Below are 20,553 nucleotides of genomic sequence, written 5' to 3'. Positions count from 1 at the left end.
TGAATAAATTCAGGTGTCTTGCGTTGCTGTCTTGTCGGTGTATTCAAGGCGTTTTGCCAAGACGAGATCGAGCAGCGATTGCAGTTGATCCTTGCTGTGCGATTGTTCTTTTTCGGCGTACTGGATGAGTTTGTTCAAATCGTGTTCGTATTTGTCGGGAAGCTGGGCTTCCATGATCGGCGGCAGGCCCTTGTAATAATCCAGGATGCCTTGAAGGGTTTTAGGTGACATGTGCCCGTCGCGGTTGTACTCGTCCATCAACTTCTGCGAAACCGCCCTGGACCAAGCCTCTTCTTGCGCACCGATCTCCACCAGCGCTGCGCGCCGTTCGTTGACTGTAAATGCACCGCTGTCGTCATGCACGATCAGAGAAAGTTGTTCCATGGACATGCCCGCGAACGGGTTGGAACCTTTGTTGTTCAGGAAGGCGGTTGCCTGACGTGCTTGATCGAGGCGCTGTGGGTCGTCCGAAGCGGGCGTTTCGGCATCGCGTTCGACCTTGGACTGCTCGAACGCCGGGCTGTGAATAGCGCGGGTTACCTGCTCGGCGATGGCTTTCAGGCCGCTACGGTCAGTGCTGGCGTCGCGCTTTGCCGCCCGTGCTGCTGCGTCGCTGAGCAACTGCGCCAGTGGCGAGATGCTCGCGTTATCCGAGCTGCCCGTTTTCTGGGGCGCCGCGACCGAGGCCGTGGCGTCAGGCTTTTCATCTGGCTTGCCAGTGCCTTGAGTTGCGTTGAGGGTTTTTACCTGTGACGCCGGCAGGCTGTTGACACCATCCATGATCGTCTCCGTATCTCTCTGGGCAGCGGGGATGCTGCGTCTACTTTGGACCCGTTCTGCCCCGGATCGCTCCGAGGCAGAACGTTCAGCGACTTACTTGATCGTGAATTCGACGTTCCACGAATAGTTCGACAGGCTGGTCGAGGTGATGGTTGCGGTGCAGCGAGCGCCGCCGCTGGCATCGGCATCCTTGGTCCATTTCGGGATCTTGGTGATGGTGCCACCCAGCCCGCCCGGGGCAATCGTGTTGACGAACGAGGTACGGAACACGCAGGACTTGCCGCCGATGGCGTAGCGCACGAAGGCGGTGGTGATGTCTGGGCTCAGGGGGCCGGTCACGACGAAGGTGAAGGCCTGGTTCGGCAGGATCGAATCCTTGGGCTTGGGCGTTGCGCTGGCGTTGGTCAGGGCTTCGTTGTTGCCGATCATCGAGTACTTGGCTTCGGCAGTGCCCAGATTCTTGACGGTGATCTGCACGGGAGGGCCTGCATGCGCTGCACCGGCAGCGAACAGGGAGGTAACGGCCAGGGCCGCGAAGATCCGTTTCTTGAATTGCATAGCGTATTTTCCATGTGTTGACATTTTCGTATGTCGCACGACGGACAACAGTCCGCCTTGCCCGGTCTGCAGCGTTACGGCAGCTGCATGTCCTTTCCGGTCACTTTGCATCGGTGCCTTCCATGGGTTAGCTCGACTTGCGCAAAGTCCAGCTAAATAAATCCTTCCAGTTGAGGCAGTTAACGGCACAGGGAGGGAATACTTTAGTGACGGATTCTCGCGCGGCCTGAGACTTCAGCTCATTGAAGCGTGCTCGTGCAGCATTTGCCTGGGCCTCGATGCCGAGGCGGTATCGAGGCTTGCTCGTGAGGTTTCAGACGCCAGCGTTGCGGCTGACTTCAAGATCATTCAACAACGCCTTGGCCAGGGCGCTGAGGTAGTGCAGGGCGGTGATTGCCGCAGGGTTTGCCTCCCCTGTGAACTGATCGCTCAGATCACGTGTACAGCCCACCAGCACTGAGATTTCTTCGATGGCGCGCTCATAGGGGATACCGGGCTGTACGCGAAACATCTCGAGAAAGGTGGCAACACCTGCGGTGGTGCGACCGGATTGGTTACCGCTCATGTTCATCACTCCTTGACGGGCTCAGGGTCACATCCGGTTCAACGCATGTTCGATCAGCGCGCGAGCCGTTTCGGCGGAGTGCGCGGCGTTCGACAGCATGTGCAGGCCGGGTACACCGGCATAGGTGCGGCAGTGTTCGTCGATGGTTTCGGCAACACCGCGCAACAGCTCGCTGGCATGGGCCAGGGCGTCGGGAGGGGTCATGTCGGTGTGGATGGAGAAGTAGGGGTTGTTGATGAGCTTGAGGCGGGGTGGGTCGGGGACGAGTTTCTTCATGGTTCAACTCCTGGACGACATCTGGAGCTGCCACCAGAACCCTTCTCACGGATTAGGGTGGCAGCCGTGCACGAGGTGAGAAGTCCGTGGTCCAGGGACACGGCCAGGTCGAAACCTGCTCGCGCACGGCTACCATGACGGGAAGCCATTCCTGAAACACTTGGGCTTCTCACACCCAGTCGCCAATGTGGGCGACCCAGCGAAGTTATCCCTGAGGTATTTCCCCGACAATTAAGAGGCTTCCGCAAAGCGCGTAGGATACTTCCCAAGGTTTACGGATCGAAGGCTCCTGCTAGAGGTTTCAGAATTTTCGTACGTTGGCGGCCGCTGCGCGCCCGATCGCGGGACGAGCCCGCTCCCACAGGGGGGGCACAGGCACCGGAGTCGGTGCAGCACTTGTGGGAGCGGGCTTGCCCGCGAAGCAGACACCGTGGTGGTTGGCACCGGCAGTGCCGGCGTTCGCGGCGCCCCACAAGCCTGTTGCGGCGCATCATCCAGACAATCGCGCCTCGACCCCAAACAACACCACCAACACCCCACTCAGCACCAAGGTCACGATCACAAACAGCACATTGCGCCGCGCCGCCCGGGCCTGGGCGGGTGGCAGGTCGTGGGTGAGCGAGAAACGGGCTCGCTCATCAGGCTTTTCAGGCGTCATGGCAATGCTCCTCTCGCTCGGGTTGTCGTGGTTGCCTGCCGCAGATCACCTGCACACCCGCGCCGCGGGCCCTGGCCAGCAGCTCCTCGGTGTCGTCGCCCCCGGGCAGGGCGAGCAACAACTCGGGGCGGCTGTCGGTGAACATGAACAGGTTGCGCAGGCGTTCGGCCTGCTTGCCGTGCAGCTGCCAGTTAGGCGGGTAGCGCACCAGGTCGGCGCCGTGCTCGCGTGCCCAGCTTTCGATCTCGCCACCAAGGAACTGGCTGCCGCCGTGGATCAACACCCGGATCGGCCGCTGGCGCTGGACATCGTCCAGGGCCTGGCGGCAGCGCCGGGTGTCGGCGTAGTTGCGTCCCGCACAGATCAGTACGCGCATGGTCTGCTCTCCCTGCAGGCTCAGAACCACTGTCCGAAGCGGCGGATGTAGAGGGTTTTCATGGTCTGTGCGACCACGCAGTAACCCAGCAGGGTGGCGACCAGCCAAGGGAAGTATTCCCACGGCAGCGGCACCAGGCCGACCATCGCGCCCACTGGCGAGAACGGGATGTAGATGCCCAGCGCCATCACCAGGCCCGTGGCCAGGATCACCGGCAGCGCTGCTGTGCTCTGGAAGAACGGCACCTTGCGGGTGCGCAGCATGTGCACCACCAGGGTTTGCGACAGCAGGCCTTCGATGAACCAGCCAGACTGGAACAGCGCCTGCATCTCGACACTGTTGGCGGCGAACACGTACCACATCAGGGCAAAGGTGGTGATGTCGAAGATCGAGGAGGTCGGGCCGATCCACAGCATGAAGCGGCCAATGTTGCGGGCATCCCACTTGCGCGGTTCGCTGAGGAACTCCTTGTCCATGCGGTCCCACGGCAGCGACAGCTGGGAGAAGTCGTACATCAGGTTCTGCAGCAGCAGGTGGATCGCCAGCATCGGCAGGAAGGGAATGAACGCACTGGCCACCAGCACCGAGAACACGTTGCCGAAGTTGGAGCTGGCGGTCATGCACAGGTACTTCATGATGTTGCCGAAGGTTTCGCGGCCTTTGAGCACACCCTCCTCAAGCACCATCAGGCTTTTTTCCAGCAGGATGATGTCTGCCGATTCCTTGGCGATATCGGTGCCGCTGTCTACCGAGATACCGACGTCGGCGTCGCGCAGGGCGGCAGCGTCGTTGATGCCGTCGCCAAGGAAGCCCACGGTGTGACCGTTGGCCTGCAGCGCCTTGAGCACGCGGGACTTCTGCAGCGGGGTGAGCTTGGCGAAAACGGTGCGTTCCTCGACCTGAATCTTCAGGGTGGTGTCGTCCATGCGCTCGATGTCCTGGCCGAGCAGCGGCAGGCCGGGCTCCAGGCCCACTTCACGGCACACCTTGCAGGTGACCACCGGGTTGTCGCCGGTCAGCACCTTGACCCGCACGCCCATCTCACGCAGGGCGGCAATGGCTGGGCCGGCGGTTTCCTTGGGCGGATCGAGGAAGGTCAGGAAGCCCTGGATCACCAGGTCGCGCTCGTCGTCGGTGTGGTACTGCGCCTTGCCTTCGCTTGCCGGAATGTCGCGGGTGGCGACCACCAGCACGCGGAAGCCGTCGCGGTTGAAGGCATCGGCGCTGGCCAGCAGGCGCTGGCGCCGACGCTCATCGAGGGCCACGACGCTGTCGCCTTTCTGCACATGGGTGGCGATGGCGAGCATTTCCTCGACGGCGCCCTTGCTCACCATCAGGTGATCGCCCAGGGCGTTCTTCACTACTACCGACAGGCGACGGCGAATGAAGTCGAACGGCAACTCGTCGACCTTGGCGTAGGCGTAGGGCGCCTGGAACTCACGGTCCTGGCCTGCGAAGTGCAGCACAGCCTGGTCCATCAGGTTGCGCACGCCGCTCTGGTGGTGGCTGTTGAGCCAGGCCAGTTCCAGCACGCGTTTGTCGCGCTCACCGTCGATGCGCACATGGTGCTCGAGGATGATCCGGTCCTGGGTGAGGGTGCCGGTCTTGTCGGTGCACAGTACATCCATCGAACCGAGGTTCTGGATGGCGTTCAGGCGCTTGACCACCACTTTGCGCCGGGCCATGGCCACGGCGCCCTTGGCCAGGTTGGCGCTGACGATCATCGGCAGCATTTCCGGGGTCAGGCCCACGGCCACGGCGAGGGCGAAGAGGAAGGCATCGCCCCAGTCGCCCTTGACCAGGCCGTTGATCATGAACACCACCGGTACCATCACCAGCATGAAGCGGATCAGCAGGCTGCTGACGCTGTTCACGCCGCGGTCGAAGGCGGTCTGGCTGCGTGAACCGGCGATGGCTTTGGCCAGGGAGCCGAAGTAGGTGCGTCGACCGGTGGCGACCACCACGGCGCGGGCGCGGCCACTGACCACGTTGGTGCCCATGAAGCAGATGTTCGGCAACTCGAGCAGGTTGTCCTGGTTGCCGCTGTCATCGGTGGCGGACTTCTGCGCGACATTGCCCAGGGTGTCGTACTTCTCGACCGGCAGTGCCTCGCCGGTGAGCACCGCCTGGCTGATGAACAGGTCGCGTGATTCGAGCAGGCGGATGTCGGCGGGAATCATGTCGCCCGCCGAAAGCTGCACGATGTCGCCGGCCACCAGTTCGTCCATGGGCACTTCGCGCAGGCGCGGCGGCTGGCCGAACTGTTCGCGGCGCAGCACGGTGGCGGTGGTGCGCACCATCGCCTTGAGGGCGTCGGCGGCCTTGTTCGAGCGGTACTCCTGCCAGAAGCGCAGCAGGCTGCTGAGGCTGACCATGGTCATGATGATGATGACCTTGGTCAGGTCGGCGTCGTCCGCTTCACCTGCGTTGATCGGCATCCAGTAGTCGGTGACGAAACTGATCCCGGCCAGGGTCAGCAGGACGTAGATGAACGGGTTGTGCAGGGCCTTGAGCAGTTGCACCAGGGCGTGGGGTTGCTGGTCGTGAGCGACCTGGTTGGCGCCGTCGCGCTGCAGGCGCTTGGCGGCTTCGTGTTCGGTCAGGCCATGCTCGCTGGCATCGAGGTTGGCGAGGGTGACGGACAGGCCATTGCGCGCTTCACGGGCGGCGCGGGTGGACAGGCGGGTTTCGCGTTCGGCCTTGGCCGGTGCGGTGTTGCGGTGTTTGACGGTCATGTTGCTGTGCTCCTGCCGCTGCGGCGGCACGACACACAGACGTTTCACTCAGGGGGTGAACGAAGGCATGTCGGGTCGCAGAAAAAAGCTTGGTTTTTCCGACAGTTGTCTGTCCGCTGCCGAGAGTCGGAAGTTGTTTCGGCAGCGAACTTTCTACTCGCGCAGTCCATGTTTGTATTCCTCGTTGATAAATAATGGGCAATAACGGTCCGGCGAACTTTCAAGGTTGAAAGTTCGATAAAAAGTGACTGTTCAATATCAGTTGTTCAGTGGAGTGTGTGGGGTCTCAGGCGAGCGCAAACGCGTGCCAGCGGCCCCCGTCTACCTGGAGGGTCCTGGCTGTCGTCATGGTGCCAGTGCAGGCGCAACTGGAGTTTTCCGAGGCAGGAGTGTGCCTGCCATAGGGCACGCAACTGCGGGCCGCGCACGGCGGCCGGGGGCTGGGCTGGAGCGCACGGGCCATGGGGCGGCCAGGCGCGGGCCTGCAAACGCGCCAGGCAGGCGTGCAGGCGATGTGAAACGAATGACGTGAGGTTCATGAGCTTGCCTCCAACCGGCGGACACCGGCTGTGGCAAGTCACGGCGGAGCATCAGGCTCTGGCGCGGCTTGCCCGACCAGGGTGTCGGGACCGGTGTTCCGGTTCAAGTGCCTGACCGGGCCGTACGGCGGTGGTCAGGCAGCGACTAGATACTGTGTCCATTGAATTCTTCAGTGAATGGAAAAAAGGCCCCTTCTCTCAGGGCGAGCGAACTTTATTCAAGGGTAGTATCGAAGTCAACCGGGGAGGTGAACTTTAAATAAGTTTCATCTTGTTTGAATGCTCCCTGGTGTTTGTAGGAAGCGTTTGAAGTTTGCGGCCGGCCTCTGCGCGGAGGCAGGCCGTATATCCCTCAGGGTGGCTAGTCCTGGGCCGGTGGCGCCAGGCGCGCTTCCAGCTCGGCCACTTGCTTCTCCAGGGCTTCGAGGCGCGCGCGGGTGCGCGCCAGGACCACCATCTGGCTGTCGAATTCTTCCCGGCTGACCAGGTCCAGCTTGCTGAACGCGCTCTGCATCAGGATCTTGAACTGGCTTTCGAGTTCGGCGCGCGGCTGCGCGGTTTCGCCGCTGAACAGGCGCGAGGCCTGGTCGCTCAGGGCGTCGAGAAGGGCTTTGGGCGCGAGCATGGGTCAGGCTGTTCCGTGGCGTGTGAAAGGTGGGCAGTGTAGCACGGCGCATTTCGACGGTCGGACGCACACTTTTTGAGCAGCCGCTGGCGGCTCGATGCACCAGAATCGTGCAGCTTTCAGCGTACTGGCCATGGGCTAATCCCGAGCATTGTGCGCAACTACTTGTTTTCTGGCCCTTTGCCGGATCTGGCAAGGTTTCTGCAAAGGCCTCTGTGCGCCATGCACTGATGCAGTCCCTTGTGATCGGGCAGTGTGCAGGCGGAGCCGCAAGGCTCCCTCTCCACCCGCCGAAACGTGTGTCGGTGGGGGAATGGAGCCGACGACGCGTTACAAAGCCAGGCGCTGCGCTTAGACTTGAGACGGGTTTGTTTTCCTGGGGCAAGTCCACCAAATCGGGAGAAGAGTTTCATGAAGCTAGTCACTGCCATCATCAAGCCGTTCAAGCTGGACGACGTGCGCGAGTCGCTGTCGGAAATCGGCGTGCAAGGCATCACCGTGACCGAAGTCAAGGGCTTCGGCCGGCAGAAAGGCCACACCGAGCTGTACCGTGGCGCCGAATACGTGGTCGATTTCCTGCCCAAGGTCAAGATCGATGTCGCCATCGATGACAAGGACCTGGACCGGGTGATCGAAGCCATCACCAAGGCGGCCAACACCGGCAAGATCGGCGACGGCAAGATCTTCGTGGTGAATCTGGAGCAGGCGATCCGCATCCGTACCGGCGAAACCGATACCGACGCGATCTAAGCGACACAACAAGCCTCACCAAACCCAAACGCCCCAGGAGAAAACAAATGACTCTGCGCAAGATCGCAGGGCTAGGAGCCCTATTGTCCCTCGTAATGCCTGGCCTGGCCCTGGCAGAGGAAGCAGCCGCCCCGGTACTGAACTCCGGCGACACCGCCTGGATGCTCACGGCCACGGCGCTGGTACTGTTCATGACCATCCCGGGCCTGGCCCTGTTCTACGGTGGCATGGTGCGCTCCAAGAACCTGCTGTCGGTGATGATGCAGTGCTTTGCCATCACCGGTCTGATCAGCATCCTGTGGGTCATCTACGGCTACAGCATCGCCTTCGATACCACCGGTATGGAAAAGGGCGTGCTCAACTTCAACTCGTTCATCGGCGGCTTCTCCAAAGCCTTCCTCGCCGGTGTGACGCCGTCTGGCCTGACCTCGGCCACCGCACTGTTCCCTGAGGCAGTGTTCATCACCTTCCAGATGACCTTCGCCATCATCACCCCGGCACTGATCGTCGGTGCCTTTGCCGAACGCATGAAGTTCTCCGCCATGCTGGTGTTCATGGGCGTGTGGTTCACCCTGGTCTATGCGCCGATCGCGCACATGGTCTGGAGCGGTGACGGCGCACTGATGTGGGACTGGGGCGTACTGGACTTCGCGGGCGGCACCGTGGTGCACATCAACGCCGGTATCGCAGGCCTGGTGGCGTGCCTGGTACTGGGCAAGCGCAAAGGCTACCCGACCACGCCGATGGCTCCGCACAACCTCGGCTACACCCTGGTCGGCGCTGCCATGCTGTGGATCGGCTGGTTCGGCTTCAACGCAGGTTCCGCTGCAGCGGCCAACGGCACTGCCGGCATGGCCATGCTGGTGACCCAGATCGCCACCGCCGCCGCCGCGCTGGGCTGGATGTTCGCCGAGTGGATCGGCCACGGCAAACCTAGTGCCCTGGGCATCGCTTCGGGTGTGGTCGCCGGCCTGGTCGCCATCACTCCGGCTGCCGGCACTGTCGGCCCGATGGGCGCCTTGGTAATCGGCCTGGCGTCGGGTGTGATCTGCTACTTCTGCGCCACCAGCCTCAAGCGCAAGCTGGGTTACGACGACTCGCTGGATGCCTTCGGTGTGCATGGTATCGGCGGTATCGTCGGCGCGATTCTCACCGGTGTGTTCGCAGCACCGGCCCTGGGCGGCTTCGGCGCGGTCACCGATATCGGTGCGCAGGTCTGGGTCCAGGCCAAGGGCGTGATCTTCACCGTGGCCTACACCGCCATCGTCACCTACGTGATCCTCAAGGTGCTGGACGTGGTAATGGGCCTGCGGGTCAACGAAGAAGAAGAGTCGGTCGGCCTCGACCTGGCTCAGCACAACGAGCGCGGCTACAACCTGTAACCGCCCTGCAGTAAAAAACTTGCCCGGCTTGTCCGGGCATTTTTTTGCCTGATTTTTACCGTTTCGCCGATAGGCAAACGGTTTATCCGGCACGTTCGTGACGCAGGCATAAAACTTACAGAAAAGCGGGCATTGATGGTGCTTTGTTTTTTCTCCCGGCGCGCTAGAATGCGCGCCGGAAGGGTGTTTGCAGTGCCTTCTACACACTTCGCCACGCTTTGCTAGGCTTGCCAATAGCGCAAGGCCAGCAGCGGTGGCTCAAGGATTTCGTCAGATCCCGCCAGGAGCTGGGATCTGCTGGGTGAAACGCCCTCACCAGGGGCCGTACATCCAAGGCAGTGGCCAACCCACGGCCAGTTGAATTTTCACTGGTGGCTGCCGGTCTACGGCATCACTGGTCTATAACTAACCTGCTTTTCGCAAGTCATGAGGTAGAACATGAGCGACGACGATCTGGAAAATGATGACCTCGAAGTAGGCGACGAAGACGAGGGTGATGAGGCCCTTGAAGCGGCATCCGACGACGGCGCGGAAGACGCCGGCGACGACGACAGCAGCCCTGCACCTGCCGCCAAAGGCAAGTCCAAGGCGGCAGTCTCGGTAGACGAGATGCCGAGCATGGAAGCCAAGCAGAAGGAACGCGACGCGCTGGCGCGCGCCATGGAAGAGTTCCTGGCACGCGGTGGCAAGGTCCAGGAAGTCGAGGCCAACGTGGTCGCCGATCCGCCCAAGAAGCCGGACAACAAGTACGGCAGCCGCCCTATCTGAGTGGCTGGATACAAAAAAGCCCGCGGTCGCTGCGGGCTTTTTTGTGGGTGGAATTTGGCTGTTCTTGCGGGCTTGCCCTGCGATAGGGCCGTCAGCGCCAGCGTGCCAGCACCTCGGGCAACTGCGAAAGGCGCTGGATCTCGGCATCGGGCGCCTGCTCGCCGGCCCAGGCCTTGCCCTGGGGGTTGAACCAGACTGCGCGTAAGCCGGCGCGTTGGGCCCCGGCGATGTCGTCACCCGGATGATCGCCGACATGCACTGCGGCACTGGCCTCCACTTCACCGCGCTTGAGGGCTTCGCGGAAGGGCGCAGGGTCGGGCTTGCCGATCCCCAGGTCCTCGGCGCACAGGGCGAAGCGGAAGTAGTCCGAAATCCCCAGCCGCCGCACATCGGCATTGCCGTTGGTCACGACGCCCAGCACATAGTGATGGCGCAGGATTTCCAGCACCGGCTGCACTTCGGGAAACACCTCGACCTGATGCCGGGCATGCAGGAACACCTCGAAGGCTTCATTGGCGAGCGTCTGGGCGTGTTGCTCGCTGTAGCCAACCTCGGACAGTGCGTGGAACAGCACGCGACGGCGCAGGGCGCTGATGCGGTGCTTGAGGCCCGGTTCGGCCTGCACCAGGCGTTCGCGGATGGCATACAGGTGCTCGACCGGCACACCGCCCAGGGTTGGGGCATTGGCGGCAAGCCAGTCGCGCAGGACGGTTTCGGCACTGGTGATCACCGGTGCGGTGTCCCACAGGGTGTCGTCCAGGTCGAAGGTGATCAGCTTGATACTCATGAGTCGCTGCCTTTGCTGCGTTTGGCTCGGGGATGGGCGCTGTCGTAGACGGCGGCCAGGTGCTGGAAGTCCAGGTGGGTGTAGATCTGCGTGGTGCTGATGTCGGCGTGACCGAGCATCTCCTGTACCGCGCGCAGGTCCTGGGACGATTCGAGCAGGTGGCTGGCGAAGGAGTGGCGGAGCATGTGCGGGTGCAGGTGCTGGCCCAGTTCGCGTTCTCCGGCGACCTTGACCCGCAACTGGATGGCCCGTGGTCCCAGGCGCTTGCCTTGGCGGGTGACGAACATCGCACCGTCGCGTGGCGCGCTGATCCCGCGCAGTTTCAGCCACGCCTGCAGCGCCTCGCGCGCCTTGCGCCCGACCGGCAGGACGCGGGCCTTGCCACCCTTGCCCTGCACCTGGACCAGGCCGCCGGCCAGGTCCAGTTGTTCGAGGTCGAGGTTGGTCAGTTCCGACAGGCGCAGGCCCGAGGAGTAGAACAGTTCGAGAATGGCCTGGTCGCGACGGGCGATGAAGTCGTCGTCGACGCCGCCGTCGAGCAGTTGCAGGGCGCGGTCGGTGTCGAGGGTCTTGGGCAGGCGACGCTCACCCTTGGGCGGGGTCAGGCCGTTGGCCGGATCGTGCTGGCACAGCCCCTCACGGTTGAGGTAGCGATACAGGCCGCGCACCGCCGAGAGCAGGCGCGCCAGGCTGCGCGATGACTGGCCGTGGTGGTGCAGGCGTGCGATCAACTGGCGCAGTTGCTGGATCTGCAGGGCCTGCCAGCTGGCGATGCCCTGGGTGTTGCAGAATTCGACCACTTTCTCCAGGTCGCGGCGGTAGGCCAGCTGGGTGTGCTCGGACACTTGGCGCTCGTTGCGCAGGTGCGCGCAATAAGCTTCCAGCTGGCGTTCCATCAGCGTACCGAGCGCAGCGTCTGGGTGAAGCGCGGAACCACGCGACCGAGGACTTCGGCGATGTAGGTGAGGAACAGGGTGCCGACGCTGCTCTTGTAGTGCTGCGGGTCGCGGCTGCCAATGGCCAGCACGCCGTGCAGGCCCTGATGCTCCAGCGAGGCGACGGCACTTGAGCCGACGTCCTTGCGCTGGTCTTCGCCGAACAGGAATGCCAGCTCATGCTCGCGCAGGTTGCCGCTGACCGTCTTGCCACTGCCCAGCAGGCCACCGATGGCTTGTTGCGCCTCGGCACCGCTGACCCAGCGGCCGACCGGCGCGGCGTTTTCACCGAACAGGATCAGGCTCACGAAGGGCACCTGGAACTCCTGGCGCAAGCTGTCTTCGACCGCCATCACCACTTCCTCCAGGCTGCTGGCGTCGAGCAGGTCGAGGATGAGGCGGCGGGTCTTGTCGAACAGTCGGTCGTTGTCGCGGGCCACATCCATCAATTGCGACAGGCGATGGCGCATCTCGATGTTGCGGTCACGCAGCAGCTTGAGCTGACGTTCCACCAGCGACACGCTGTCGCCGCGCTGGTGGGGGATGCGCTGCTCGATGAGCAGTTCGTCATGTTCGGAGAAGAAGGTTGGGTGGGCACGCAGGTAGGCGACCACCGCCTCGGCGTCGAGGTCGGCGGCTTGCTCGGGTACAACCTGTGGCTGATCGGTCATGGCGGATACTCGCTTAGAGACGAACCTGTCCTTCGTAGACGCGTACGGCTGGGCCGGTCATCAATACCGGTTTGCCGGGGCCAGCCCATTCGATGCTCAGGCGCCCGCCCGGCAGGTCGATGGACACGGGAGAGTCCATCCAGCCCTGGGCGATGGCTGCCACGGCGGCGGCGCAGGCGCCGGTACCGCAGGCCTGTGTTTCGCCGGCACCGCGCTCCCAGACCCGCAGGTTGGCACGGTGGCGGTCGACGACCTGGATGAAGCCGGCGTTGACCCGCTGCGGGAAGCGCGGGTGGTGCTCGATCTTGGGGCCCAGCTCATGCACGGGGGCACTGCGCACGTCATCGACGCGCAGCACCGAATGCGGGTTGCCCATGGACACGGCGGCGATCGAGTGAACCTGGCCATCGACTTCCAGTGGATAGCTCAGCGCCTGCTGGTCGGCAACGAAGGGGATATCGGCCGGGATGAAGCGCGGCGGGCCCATGTCGACACAGACCTGGCCGTCGTTCTGCACATCAAGCTCGATGACACCGCCTTTGGTTTCGACGCGGATACGTTTCTTGGCGGTCAGGCGCTTGTCCAGCACGAAACGGGCAAAGCAGCGCGCGCCGTTGCCGCACTGTTCGACTTCGGAGCCATCGGCATTGAAGATCCGGTAGCGGAAATCCACTTCCGGATTGCTCGGTGCCTCGACGATCAGCAGCTGGTCGAAGCCGATGCCGGTGTGGCGATCACCCCACTGCTTGGCATGCTTGGGCTGGATGTGCGCGTGCTGGCTGACCAGGTCCAGGACCATGAAGTCGTTGCCCAGCCCGTGCATCTTGGTGAAACGCAGCAGCATGGGTTCACTCCGGCAGCAGGCTTTCGCCGGCGAACAGTTCGGCAATGGTCTCGCGGCGGCGGACTTCGAAGGCCTGGTCGCCATCGACCAGGATTTCGGCGCAACGGCCACGGGTGTTGTAGTTCGAGCTCATGACGAAACCATAGGCGCCCGCGGAGTGCACGGCCAGCAGATCGCCTTCGGCCAGGTTCAGCTGGCGATCCTTGGCGAGGAAGTCACCGGTTTCGCAGATCGGGCCGACCAGATCGTAGGCACGGCCTTCGCCTTCGCGTGGCTTGACCGCGCTGACGCCCATCCAGGCCTGGTACAGCGCCGGACGGATCAGGTCGTTCATCGCCGCATCGATGATGGCGAAGTCCTTGTGCTCGGTGTGCTTGAGGTATTCGACGCGGGTCAGCAGCACGCCGCCGTTGGCGACGATGTAGCGGCCCGGCTCGAACACCAGGGCCAGGTCGCGTGCGCCGACGCGTTCACGGATGGCCTTGATGTAGTCGGCCACCAGCGGTGGTTGTTCGTCGCGATAGCGCACGCCGACGCCGCCGCCCAGGTCGAGGTGACGCAGGTGAATACCGCAGTCGGCAAGGCGGTCGACCAGGTCGAGCAGGCGGTCGAGGGCGTCAAGGAACGGGTCGACGGTGGTCAGCTGCGAGCCGATGTGGCAGTCGACACCGACCACGTCCAGGTTGGGCAACTGTGCGGCGCGCACGTAGATGGCTTCGGCATCGGCGATGGCGACGCCGAACTTGTTCTCTTTGAGGCCGGTGGAGATGTACGGATGGGTGCCGGCATCGACGTCCGGATTGACCCGCAGCGAGACCGGGGCGACCTTGCCCATCTCGGCGGCTACCACTTGCAGGCGCTCGAGTTCGTCGGTGGATTCGACGTTGAAGCAGTGCACGCCGACTTCCAGCGCGCGGCGCATGTCTTCACGGGTCTTGCCGACGCCGGAGAACACCACGCGGTCGGCCCGGCCGCCGGCGGCCAGCACACGCTCCAGTTCGCCACCGGAAACGATGTCGAAGCCCGCGCCAAGGCGTGCAAGCAGGTTCAGCACGCCGAGGTTGGAGTTGGCCTTGACCGCGAAGCACACCAGGTGCTCGACCCCTTGCAGGGCGTCGGTGTAGCTACGGTACTGGGCCTCGATGTGGGCGCGCGAGTAGACGTAGGTGGGGGTGCCGAAACGTTCGGCGATGGCCGACAGGGCCACGCCTTCCGCGAACAGTTCACCGTCGCGGTAGTTGAATGCGTCCATTGGATTTCCTTACTGCTCTGGCGACTGCTCGGGCAGCGATTCTTCGTCTTGCGGGGCGGCCTTGGCCGGCTGCGCGTGCTGGTGCGACGACTTGCGTGCGCTCTTGCCGTCCTTGCCGTCTTCAGGCAGGTACAGGGGGCCTTTCTGACCGCAGGCCGAAACGAGGCAGGCTACAGCGACCAGCGCCGCAATGGAGGAAATCAGGCGCTTCATGGGTGAAATCCTTTGAAATAAGCAGTATTGCGCCCGAGTATACCGAGCGACCGGCGGATTGCCTATGCAAGGGCCGGTCCGTCGGGCGGGCCAGGCTTGCTCGTTGTGAGGGTTGGGCTCGGTGCTGCCGGTCGCTAGTCTTTGCAATCAGCGCCCAGCGGTCGTATCGTGCCCGGCTTGCGTGTGTGCAGCCATTTTCGAGGTTCCTGCAATGAGTTTGAGCGAAGCGCGTTTCCACGACCTGGTCGACGCGACCCAACAGGCCCTGGAGGATCTGTTCGATGAGACCGACCTGGACCTGGACATGGAAAACTCCGCCGGTGTCCTGACGATCAAGTTCGACAACGGCAGCCAACTGATCTTCAGCCGCCAGGAGCCGCTGCGTCAGCTGTGGCTGGCCGACCGCTCGGGCGGTTTCCACTTCGACTATGACGAAGAGAGCGGCAAGTGGGTCTGCGAGAAGAGCGAAGAACTGCTCGGTGAGATGCTCGAGCGCATCGTCTGGGAGCGAGTCGGCGAGAAGCTGGACTTCGACGAGATTTGAGATGAGCGAGCAACCGCGGCCGCCCAAGCCGCTCTACAGCAACGTCAGTCCGGCCGTGCCTTCGCCGTGCATCAGCGTCTGCCGACTCGACGAGCGTCGGGTCTGCACCGGATGCATGCGGCATGTGGAGCATATCCGTGAATGGCGTTCGGCCGATGACGAACGGCGGCGGCAGATCTGCCGCGAGGCCGACGCGCTGAGGGCTTCGACGCCACAGGCTTGAGTATTTGCCCGGCTGTGGTAGTGTCAATCCGGTACTGGCCGCGCCAGAAGCATTCTCAAACCCCGCCCTTGGGCGGGGTTTTGCTTTATCTACAGCTTGAAATACTTCGTTGAAAGGAGTCTGACTGGACCATGAGCACCAAGCCTTCCCTCATCCTCACCCGACTGGACGTGCAGCGTCTTGAGCGTCTGCTCGACAGCCTCGACGAAAGCACGCCGGGTGTGCTCGCCCTGCAGGACGAGCTGGACCGCGCCGAACAGGTGGTCGGCCACGAGGAGGTCCCGGCGGGCGTGGTGACCATGAACTCGCGCGTGCACTGCCGCGAGGAAGCCACCGGCAAGGATTATCACCTGACCCTGGTCTACCCGAAGGATGCTGGCGTGGAAGGCAACGTCTCGATCCTGGCGCCGATCGGCTGTGCGCTGCTGGGGTTGTCGGTGGGCGACCAGATCGACTGGCCGGCGCCGGGTGGCAAGACGCTGAAGCTCAAGCTGCTCGAGGTGGAATACCAGCCTGAAGCGGCGGGTGATTTCGACCTCTGAACGGCATCACCTACAAACCAGCCTGTAGCTGCTCCAGCCCATCATTGAGCGACTGCTCCAGTTCGCGCTTGTAGCGCAGGAACAGCACCGTCGAGCCCTGTTCGTCCTCAAGCAGTTCGGACAGATCCAGGTCGGTGATGTAGCAGCGGTAGTTCCCGGCGCTGCGGCGCTGGCGGAGAATCTGCCGGGCGACCACGGCATACAGCTGGTCGCCGTGATCGAGCTGGGAAAACTCCTGCTGGTCGCAATACAGCGTGACATGCACGTCATCCCCCGCGCCTGCCTGGAGAATCGCCTGCACTTCGTAGTACGGCTGGCCGCCCGCGACCTGTGGCGCTTGCCGAGGCTCAAGGGCACGGCATTTGCCTGGGCCGTTGGGCAGTAGCTGGTAGTAGAGCATGTCCAGCGCGGCCTGTTGCAGGCTGTCGAGCGGCAGTTGGGCATCGCGGCGTACCACGACCGACTGCAGAAAGCGTTGCAGGGGCAGCAGCAGGTGGCTTTCGTCCTGCAGTGGCAGCCGCTGCTGCCAGAGTGCGTTGTACTCGTCGAGTACGTAGAGTTCGGCCCAGCCTTCGTGCAGGCGATAGAACACCTGGATGCAACCCGGCTGGCCCTGCTCCAGCACCAGCGGCAGGTCGTGGTCCTGCAGGGCGTTGGCGTCGAGGTACAGCGGGCTGTACTGGCTGCGCTCCTCGCCGAGGTGGGCGAGCACGGCATCCTGGTCGTCCAGGGTGGTCAGGCTGACCTGGCCGGGCACCAGGTCCAGCACATGGGTGTGCTGCGCCACCTGCAGCAGGTAGCGGTGGTTCAGGCCCTGATCCAGCAGCGACTGCACGGTCTCGAAGATGTCCTCGACGCGTTGGGCGATCGCTTGCGCGCGGTTGTGGCAGAAACAGCGCACCCGTAACCGCGGACGCTGCGTGCGTGGGCCTTGACTGTTTAGAAAATCACGCAAGCAGCGCATCAGCGCGTGCTCGCCGTCGTAGCGCTGCACCAGCACTTCGTTCCAGCTGTTCAGGGTGATCTGGTCGAAGGTCAGCACCAGGTTTTCGCGCACCCCGGCATAGCTCAGCGAGTCGGTGCGCTCGGTGGTCATCAGGATGTTCAGGTCGCGGTGATGACGCAGCGGGTCGATGCCAACGTTGACCAGCAGCAGGATTTCGTCGGCCACGCTTGGTTGCAGCAGGCGGATTTCGCTGACGGTTTCCAGCGGTAGCGCGATGGTCTGCTGCAGACTGCCGAGCAGGTTGAACAGCTCGAATTCGCTCAGGTCGCTGACACCAGGGTGCAGAGCCAGGCGGGTGCTGCTGTCGATGACGCCGTTGCGGTGCGCCCAGGTCAGCAGTTCGAGCAGTTCGCGGCAGCGTTTGATCGGGCTGAAATGTTCCCACTCGTGCACGCCCAGGTTGCCGTTGTACAGGCCCCAGTGGTGGGTGCCCGGCTCCTTGCGGTTGGGCGACTGGACGAGGGTGAGCGTGTCTTCTGCGACGTCCGGGGCTATGCCCGGGTTGATGACCTCGATCTTGCCGGCGCGGCGCTCGAAGGCTGCGTACAAGCGGCGACCCAACACGTTGAGGTCGCGTTGATCAGCGCGGCTGCTGGCGTTCTGGTCGCGGGCGAACTGGCTGAGGAAGCGGTAGCTGTAGTTCAGCTCGGACACCAGCTCACGACGCTCGACCGCCACCTGGCGGACCTTCCACTGGCTGCGGCTGTCGAGCAGGGCCAGTTGGCGCTCGTCCCAGCCCCACTCCTCGGTCAGGCGCTCCAGGAGCTGGCGCTGCCAGCCGGTGCTGCGTGTGCGGGCCAGGGCGCTGAGCTTCTTGTTGACCTTCAGGTAGAGGCTGCGTCGCACCAGCTCCAGGCGCGCGTGCTCGCCGCGGCGCTGCAGGTACTGCTCGATCCGGCGGTAGACCATGACATAAGGGTCCAGCTCGTCGAGGTCCAGGCGGTTGGCAAACACCGCACGTTTGTAGTCCAGGCTCAGGCAGCGCACTTCGGGGTGCTCGCTGGCGTAGACCTCGGTCAGCAGCAGCTTGAGCAGCGATTTGTAGGGCGAGTCGATGCCCTTGAACAGTTGCCACAGTCCGGCGCCGACGAACTCACCGGGGGGGATGTGCGCGAGGTGGCCCAGGTCGAGGTCGTCTTGGGCGCGAATGAAGCGCTTGGACAGCAGCGTCTGGGTGTAGGCCTGGTAGTTGTGCTCTTCGTAGACCGGCACCAGCCACCACAGCGGCGTGCGCCCGGCCAGCCAGATTGCCGTGCGATAGAACTCGTCGAGCAGCAGGTAGTGCTGGGTGGTGCCGCAATCGTCCGAGCTGAGCTGGCTGTCGCGTTCGCCCTGGACAAAGCCCTGGGGCTCGATCAGGAAGAAATGCGCCTCGGCGCCTTGGGTAGCGGCCCAGGCCTCGAGCAGCTGGCATTTGCGCCGCAGCTCGGCCAGGGCGCCCTCGCCAATCCCCGGCGCATGACAGACCCACAGGTCCATGTCGCTCTGCTCGGCCTGGGCCAGGGTGCCGAGGCTGCCCATGAGGAACAGGCCGTGAATCGGCCGTGGCGGGTTGCCGTGGCGGGCCTTGTAGGTGAAGGAGCGGGTCAGGCGCTGGGCCTCGGCCAACAGATCGGCGTCCGGCTCGAAGCCCGAGACGCCCGCTGGCGTGCTGCCCGACACATAGCCCGGCAGCAGCGGATGATTGACGTGGAAGAACAGCGGCAGCAGCGTCAGTACCTGCTGCTGGCGGCTGGACAGTCCTTCCATGGCCCGCTCGAGGCGCCCCTGGTTCAGCTGGAGAAAACGCCCGCGCAGGGTCGACAGCACCTTGCGGTCGATACCGTCGTGCAGATCGGGGCGAATTTCATGGGGGTGGTTCATGACGCACTCAGACAGGCCGGGGGAGCACCGGCGAGTTTAGCCTGAGTGGCGAGGTCGGATAAGAGGGTGAGTGGCATTTTGACGCCATTTTTCCAGCGCCCAAGAAAGTGCGGTGTCTTTACGGGCCTCATCGCGGGACAAGCCCGCTCCCACAGATCCAACCAGACCCTTGAAAACGGTGCTGCACCTGTGGGAGCGGGCTTGTCCCGCGATGAGGCCGGTGCAGTTATGCAGGCTGTGGGGTCTTCAGAACATTCAACAGCAACTGCACGCTCTCCACCGCATCGTGTCCCAGGCTGGTCAGGTAACCGCCGTCTGGCTGATCGGTCAGTTGCTTGTCATGCAGGCGTTTGGCCGCAGCGACCAGGGCTGGCGAGGCATTGGCGTGAATCTTGATCCCTTCCTGGCTGCTGTCGAGGTTGAACAGCGCAAGGACTTCCAGTTCGGCGACCAATTCGGGGGTAAAGGACATGGGGCGACTCCTGACTTCTCAGACGAGGATGGAAGTCAGGAGTGTAGTCAGGCTTCGTCGTCGTCGCCTTGATTTGCCTCAGGTGGCAATTCGGGCAGGGCACGCAGGGCATTTTCGTACCACTCGGTATCGAATGCGCGGTCCTCGGTGAGCAGCGCGTCGATCTCGATGGCCAGCACGTGGGCCATGAGGTTGAGGATGTCTTCGCGTTCGTAGCCGACCAGGGTCAGCTTGTTGAAGGTGGCCTTGGCCGCAGGCGGATTGCCGCTCTCGATCTGGTTCTCGATGGCCTGGGTCAGCGTCGCCTCGGCGAATTCTTCGTCGTCGTTTTCGATGTCGGTGGGTTCGCTCATGGCGCTACTCCTGTGATGAAAGCGACAGTGTGCCATGCCTGTGTCGGCAATGCCCGGTCATCGACGCGCGCCATGATGCTGGTCAGGGGGTGGCCAGGCGGCTATAACAGCCAGGCCAACCCCTTACGGCCTGGAGGCTGTCGTTCATGCTCAAGCTCTACGGATTCGCGGTCAGCAACTACTACAACATGGTCAAGCTGGCCCTGCTGGAAAAAGGCGTGCCCTTCGAGGAAGTGCCGTTCGTTTCCGGGCAGACGCCCGAGGTGCTGGCCATCAGCCCACGTGGCAAGGTTCCGGTGCTGGGAACCGAACACGGCTTTCTCAGTGAGACAAACGTGATCCTCGATTACATCGAGCAGACCCACCCCGAGCATCCGCTGCTGCCCAGTGATGCATTCGGGCAGGCCAAGGTGCGTGAGCTGCTCAAGGAGATCGAGCTGTACATCGAACTGCCTGCACGTACCTGCTACGCCGAAGCGTTCTTCGGTACGGCGGTGGAGCCGCTGATCAAGGAGCGTGCGCGCAGCGAGCTGCTGGCAGGTTTTGCCACGCTCAAGCGCAACGGCAAGTTCGCGCCTTATGTCGCTGGCGAAAAGCTGACCCTGGCTGACCTGATGTTCTGCTTCTCGGTCGACCTGGCGTGTGCGGTGGGCAAGAAGGTGCTGGGGATCGATTTCCTGGCGGACTTCCCACAGGCAGCGGCGCTGTTGGGGAAGCTGCGCGAGCATCCGCACATGGCGCGGATCGTGGCGGACAAGGAGGCGGCGATGCCAAGGTTCATGGAGATGGTGCAGAACAAGCGGTGATGGGAAGAAGGGCCGCTGTGCGGCCCATCA

Annotated in this window: 24 protein-coding genes; 7 read left to right on the top strand and 17 right to left on the bottom strand. The window is 63.3% G+C overall.

Annotated elements, in window-relative coordinates; translation table 11 throughout:
* Nucleotides 1-9: 9 nt before the first annotated feature.
* The 8 genes from ACNFHO_RS09385 to ACNFHO_RS09350 all read right to left on the bottom strand — a co-directional run bounded on the left by ACNFHO_RS09385 (nt 10) and on the right by ACNFHO_RS09350 (nt 7,112).
* Nucleotides 10-780 carry a hypothetical protein gene (locus ACNFHO_RS09385; RefSeq protein ID WP_416766067.1) on the bottom strand — a complete coding sequence of 257 codons (771 nt, stop codon included), beginning with the start codon at nt 778-780 and terminating at the stop codon, nt 10-12.
* Between the two features lie 93 nt (nt 781-873).
* A complete protein-coding gene (locus ACNFHO_RS09380; RefSeq protein ID WP_054893667.1) occupies nt 874-1,338 on the bottom strand; it encodes a hypothetical protein in 465 nt (154 codons plus the stop codon).
* Between the two features lie 313 nt (nt 1,339-1,651).
* Complete coding sequence (locus ACNFHO_RS09375; RefSeq protein WP_063542107.1) at nt 1,652-1,903, bottom strand: DUF3077 domain-containing protein; 252 nt, start codon at nt 1,901-1,903, stop codon at nt 1,652-1,654.
* Nucleotides 1,904-1,930: 27 nt separating this feature from the next.
* Entirely contained in the window at nt 1,931-2,179 is a 249-nt protein-coding gene (locus tag ACNFHO_RS09370) for a hypothetical protein (RefSeq protein ID WP_054893665.1), read from the bottom strand.
* 490 nt (nt 2,180-2,669) lie between these two features.
* On the bottom strand, nt 2,670-2,837 hold the full coding sequence (locus ACNFHO_RS09365) for a hypothetical protein (RefSeq protein WP_153772505.1): 168 nt from the start codon (nt 2,835-2,837) through the stop codon (nt 2,670-2,672).
* Nucleotides 2,827-3,213: a DUF2493 domain-containing protein gene (locus ACNFHO_RS09360; RefSeq protein WP_063542109.1), complete on the bottom strand. Its 387-nt coding sequence runs from the start codon at nt 3,211-3,213 to the stop codon at nt 2,827-2,829. The genes ACNFHO_RS09365 and ACNFHO_RS09360 overlap by 11 nt, the downstream gene beginning before the upstream one ends.
* A 20-nt stretch (nt 3,214-3,233) precedes the next feature.
* On the bottom strand, nt 3,234-5,948 hold the full coding sequence (gene mgtA / locus ACNFHO_RS09355; protein ID WP_416766065.1) for a magnesium-translocating P-type ATPase: 2,715 nt from the start codon (nt 5,946-5,948) through the stop codon (nt 3,234-3,236).
* 900 nt (nt 5,949-6,848) lie between these two features.
* Nucleotides 6,849-7,112: an accessory factor UbiK family protein gene (locus ACNFHO_RS09350; protein WP_416766063.1), complete on the bottom strand. Its 264-nt coding sequence runs from the start codon at nt 7,110-7,112 to the stop codon at nt 6,849-6,851.
* A gap of 411 nt (nt 7,113-7,523) precedes the next feature.
* Between ACNFHO_RS09350 and glnK the strand changes: the two genes are divergently transcribed.
* The 3 genes from glnK to sutA all read left to right on the top strand — a co-directional run bounded on the left by glnK (nt 7,524) and on the right by sutA (nt 10,012).
* The gene (gene glnK / locus ACNFHO_RS09345; protein ID WP_002555808.1) at nt 7,524-7,862 is read left to right on the top strand and encodes a P-II family nitrogen regulator; all 339 of its coding nucleotides are present in this window, start codon (nt 7,524-7,526) and stop codon (nt 7,860-7,862) included.
* Nucleotides 7,863-7,909: 47 nt separating this feature from the next.
* On the top strand, nt 7,910-9,244 hold the full coding sequence (locus ACNFHO_RS09340; protein WP_054891597.1) for an ammonium transporter: 1,335 nt from the start codon (nt 7,910-7,912) through the stop codon (nt 9,242-9,244).
* A 438-nt stretch (nt 9,245-9,682) separates the two neighbouring features.
* Nucleotides 9,683-10,012 carry a transcriptional regulator SutA gene (sutA, locus tag ACNFHO_RS09335; RefSeq protein WP_054891598.1) on the top strand — a complete coding sequence of 110 codons (330 nt, stop codon included), beginning with the start codon at nt 9,683-9,685 and terminating at the stop codon, nt 10,010-10,012.
* Between the two features lie 91 nt (nt 10,013-10,103).
* Here sutA and ACNFHO_RS09330 read toward each other — a convergent pair whose 3' ends face one another.
* Genes ACNFHO_RS09330 through lptM form a run of 6 tightly spaced genes read right to left on the bottom strand, consistent with a single transcriptional unit; the run spans nt 10,104 to nt 14,714 of the window.
* Nucleotides 10,104-10,799 (bottom strand): HAD family hydrolase, encoded by a 696-nt coding sequence (locus ACNFHO_RS09330; protein WP_054891599.1) that lies wholly within the window; start codon nt 10,797-10,799, stop codon nt 10,104-10,106.
* The gene (gene xerC / locus ACNFHO_RS09325; protein ID WP_063542116.1) at nt 10,796-11,695 is read right to left on the bottom strand and encodes a tyrosine recombinase XerC; all 900 of its coding nucleotides are present in this window, start codon (nt 11,693-11,695) and stop codon (nt 10,796-10,798) included. The genes ACNFHO_RS09330 and xerC overlap by 4 nt, the downstream gene beginning before the upstream one ends.
* Entirely contained in the window at nt 11,695-12,405 is a 711-nt protein-coding gene (locus tag ACNFHO_RS09320; RefSeq protein WP_416766050.1) for a DUF484 family protein, read from the bottom strand. The genes xerC and ACNFHO_RS09320 overlap by 1 nt, the downstream gene beginning before the upstream one ends.
* Nucleotides 12,406-12,418: 13 nt before the next feature.
* On the bottom strand, nt 12,419-13,249 hold the full coding sequence (gene dapF, locus ACNFHO_RS09315) for a diaminopimelate epimerase (protein ID WP_112897096.1): 831 nt from the start codon (nt 13,247-13,249) through the stop codon (nt 12,419-12,421).
* 4 nt (nt 13,250-13,253) lie between these two features.
* Nucleotides 13,254-14,501, bottom strand: a complete 1,248-nt coding sequence (gene lysA / locus ACNFHO_RS09310) for a diaminopimelate decarboxylase (RefSeq protein WP_063542122.1) — start codon at nt 14,499-14,501, stop codon at nt 13,254-13,256.
* A gap of 9 nt (nt 14,502-14,510) precedes the next feature.
* Nucleotides 14,511-14,714, bottom strand: a complete 204-nt coding sequence (gene lptM / locus ACNFHO_RS09305) for an LPS translocon maturation chaperone LptM (RefSeq protein WP_054891604.1) — start codon at nt 14,712-14,714, stop codon at nt 14,511-14,513.
* A 211-nt stretch (nt 14,715-14,925) separates the two neighbouring features.
* On the opposite strand from lptM, the gene cyaY reads away from it, so the two are divergent.
* The 3 genes from cyaY (at nt 14,926) to rnk (ending at nt 16,023) form a co-directional block, all read left to right on the top strand.
* Entirely contained in the window at nt 14,926-15,258 is a 333-nt protein-coding gene (gene cyaY, locus ACNFHO_RS09300; protein WP_054891605.1) for an iron donor protein CyaY, read from the top strand.
* A gap of 1 nt (nt 15,259) precedes the next feature.
* Nucleotides 15,260-15,481, top strand: a complete 222-nt coding sequence (locus ACNFHO_RS09295; RefSeq protein WP_054891606.1) for a DUF1289 domain-containing protein — start codon at nt 15,260-15,262, stop codon at nt 15,479-15,481.
* Between the two features lie 131 nt (nt 15,482-15,612).
* Nucleotides 15,613-16,023, top strand: coding sequence for a nucleoside diphosphate kinase regulator (gene rnk, locus ACNFHO_RS09290; RefSeq protein WP_054891607.1), 411 nt, complete (start codon nt 15,613-15,615; stop codon nt 16,021-16,023).
* Nucleotides 16,024-16,033: 10 nt separating this feature from the next.
* Here the strand turns inward: rnk and ACNFHO_RS09285 are convergent, their stop codons facing one another.
* From ACNFHO_RS09285 to ACNFHO_RS09275, 3 genes are all read right to left on the bottom strand, one after another.
* A complete protein-coding gene (locus ACNFHO_RS09285) occupies nt 16,034-18,892 on the bottom strand; it encodes a class I adenylate cyclase (RefSeq protein ID WP_416766046.1) in 2,859 nt (952 codons plus the stop codon).
* A gap of 226 nt (nt 18,893-19,118) precedes the next feature.
* Nucleotides 19,119-19,364 carry a TIGR02647 family protein gene (locus ACNFHO_RS09280; protein WP_054891609.1) on the bottom strand — a complete coding sequence of 82 codons (246 nt, stop codon included), beginning with the start codon at nt 19,362-19,364 and terminating at the stop codon, nt 19,119-19,121.
* Between the two features lie 47 nt (nt 19,365-19,411).
* Nucleotides 19,412-19,717, bottom strand: a complete 306-nt coding sequence (locus ACNFHO_RS09275; protein ID WP_054891610.1) for a hypothetical protein — start codon at nt 19,715-19,717, stop codon at nt 19,412-19,414.
* Nucleotides 19,718-19,863: 146 nt separating this feature from the next.
* Here ACNFHO_RS09275 and ACNFHO_RS09270 point away from each other — a divergent pair, with 146 nt between their 5' ends.
* Nucleotides 19,864-20,523: a glutathione S-transferase gene (locus ACNFHO_RS09270; RefSeq protein WP_054891611.1), complete on the top strand. Its 660-nt coding sequence runs from the start codon at nt 19,864-19,866 to the stop codon at nt 20,521-20,523.
* The last annotated feature ends 30 nt before the right edge of the window (nt 20,524-20,553 follow it).

Origin of the sequence: Pseudomonas sp. NY15374 (assembly GCF_048068255.1) — a bacterium.
In the GTDB taxonomy this organism is placed as follows: domain Bacteria; phylum Pseudomonadota; class Gammaproteobacteria; order Pseudomonadales; family Pseudomonadaceae; genus Aquipseudomonas; species Aquipseudomonas machongensis.
The sequence above is the reverse complement of the archived record's forward strand: the minus strand, read 5'-3'. Positions and strand labels throughout refer to the sequence as shown.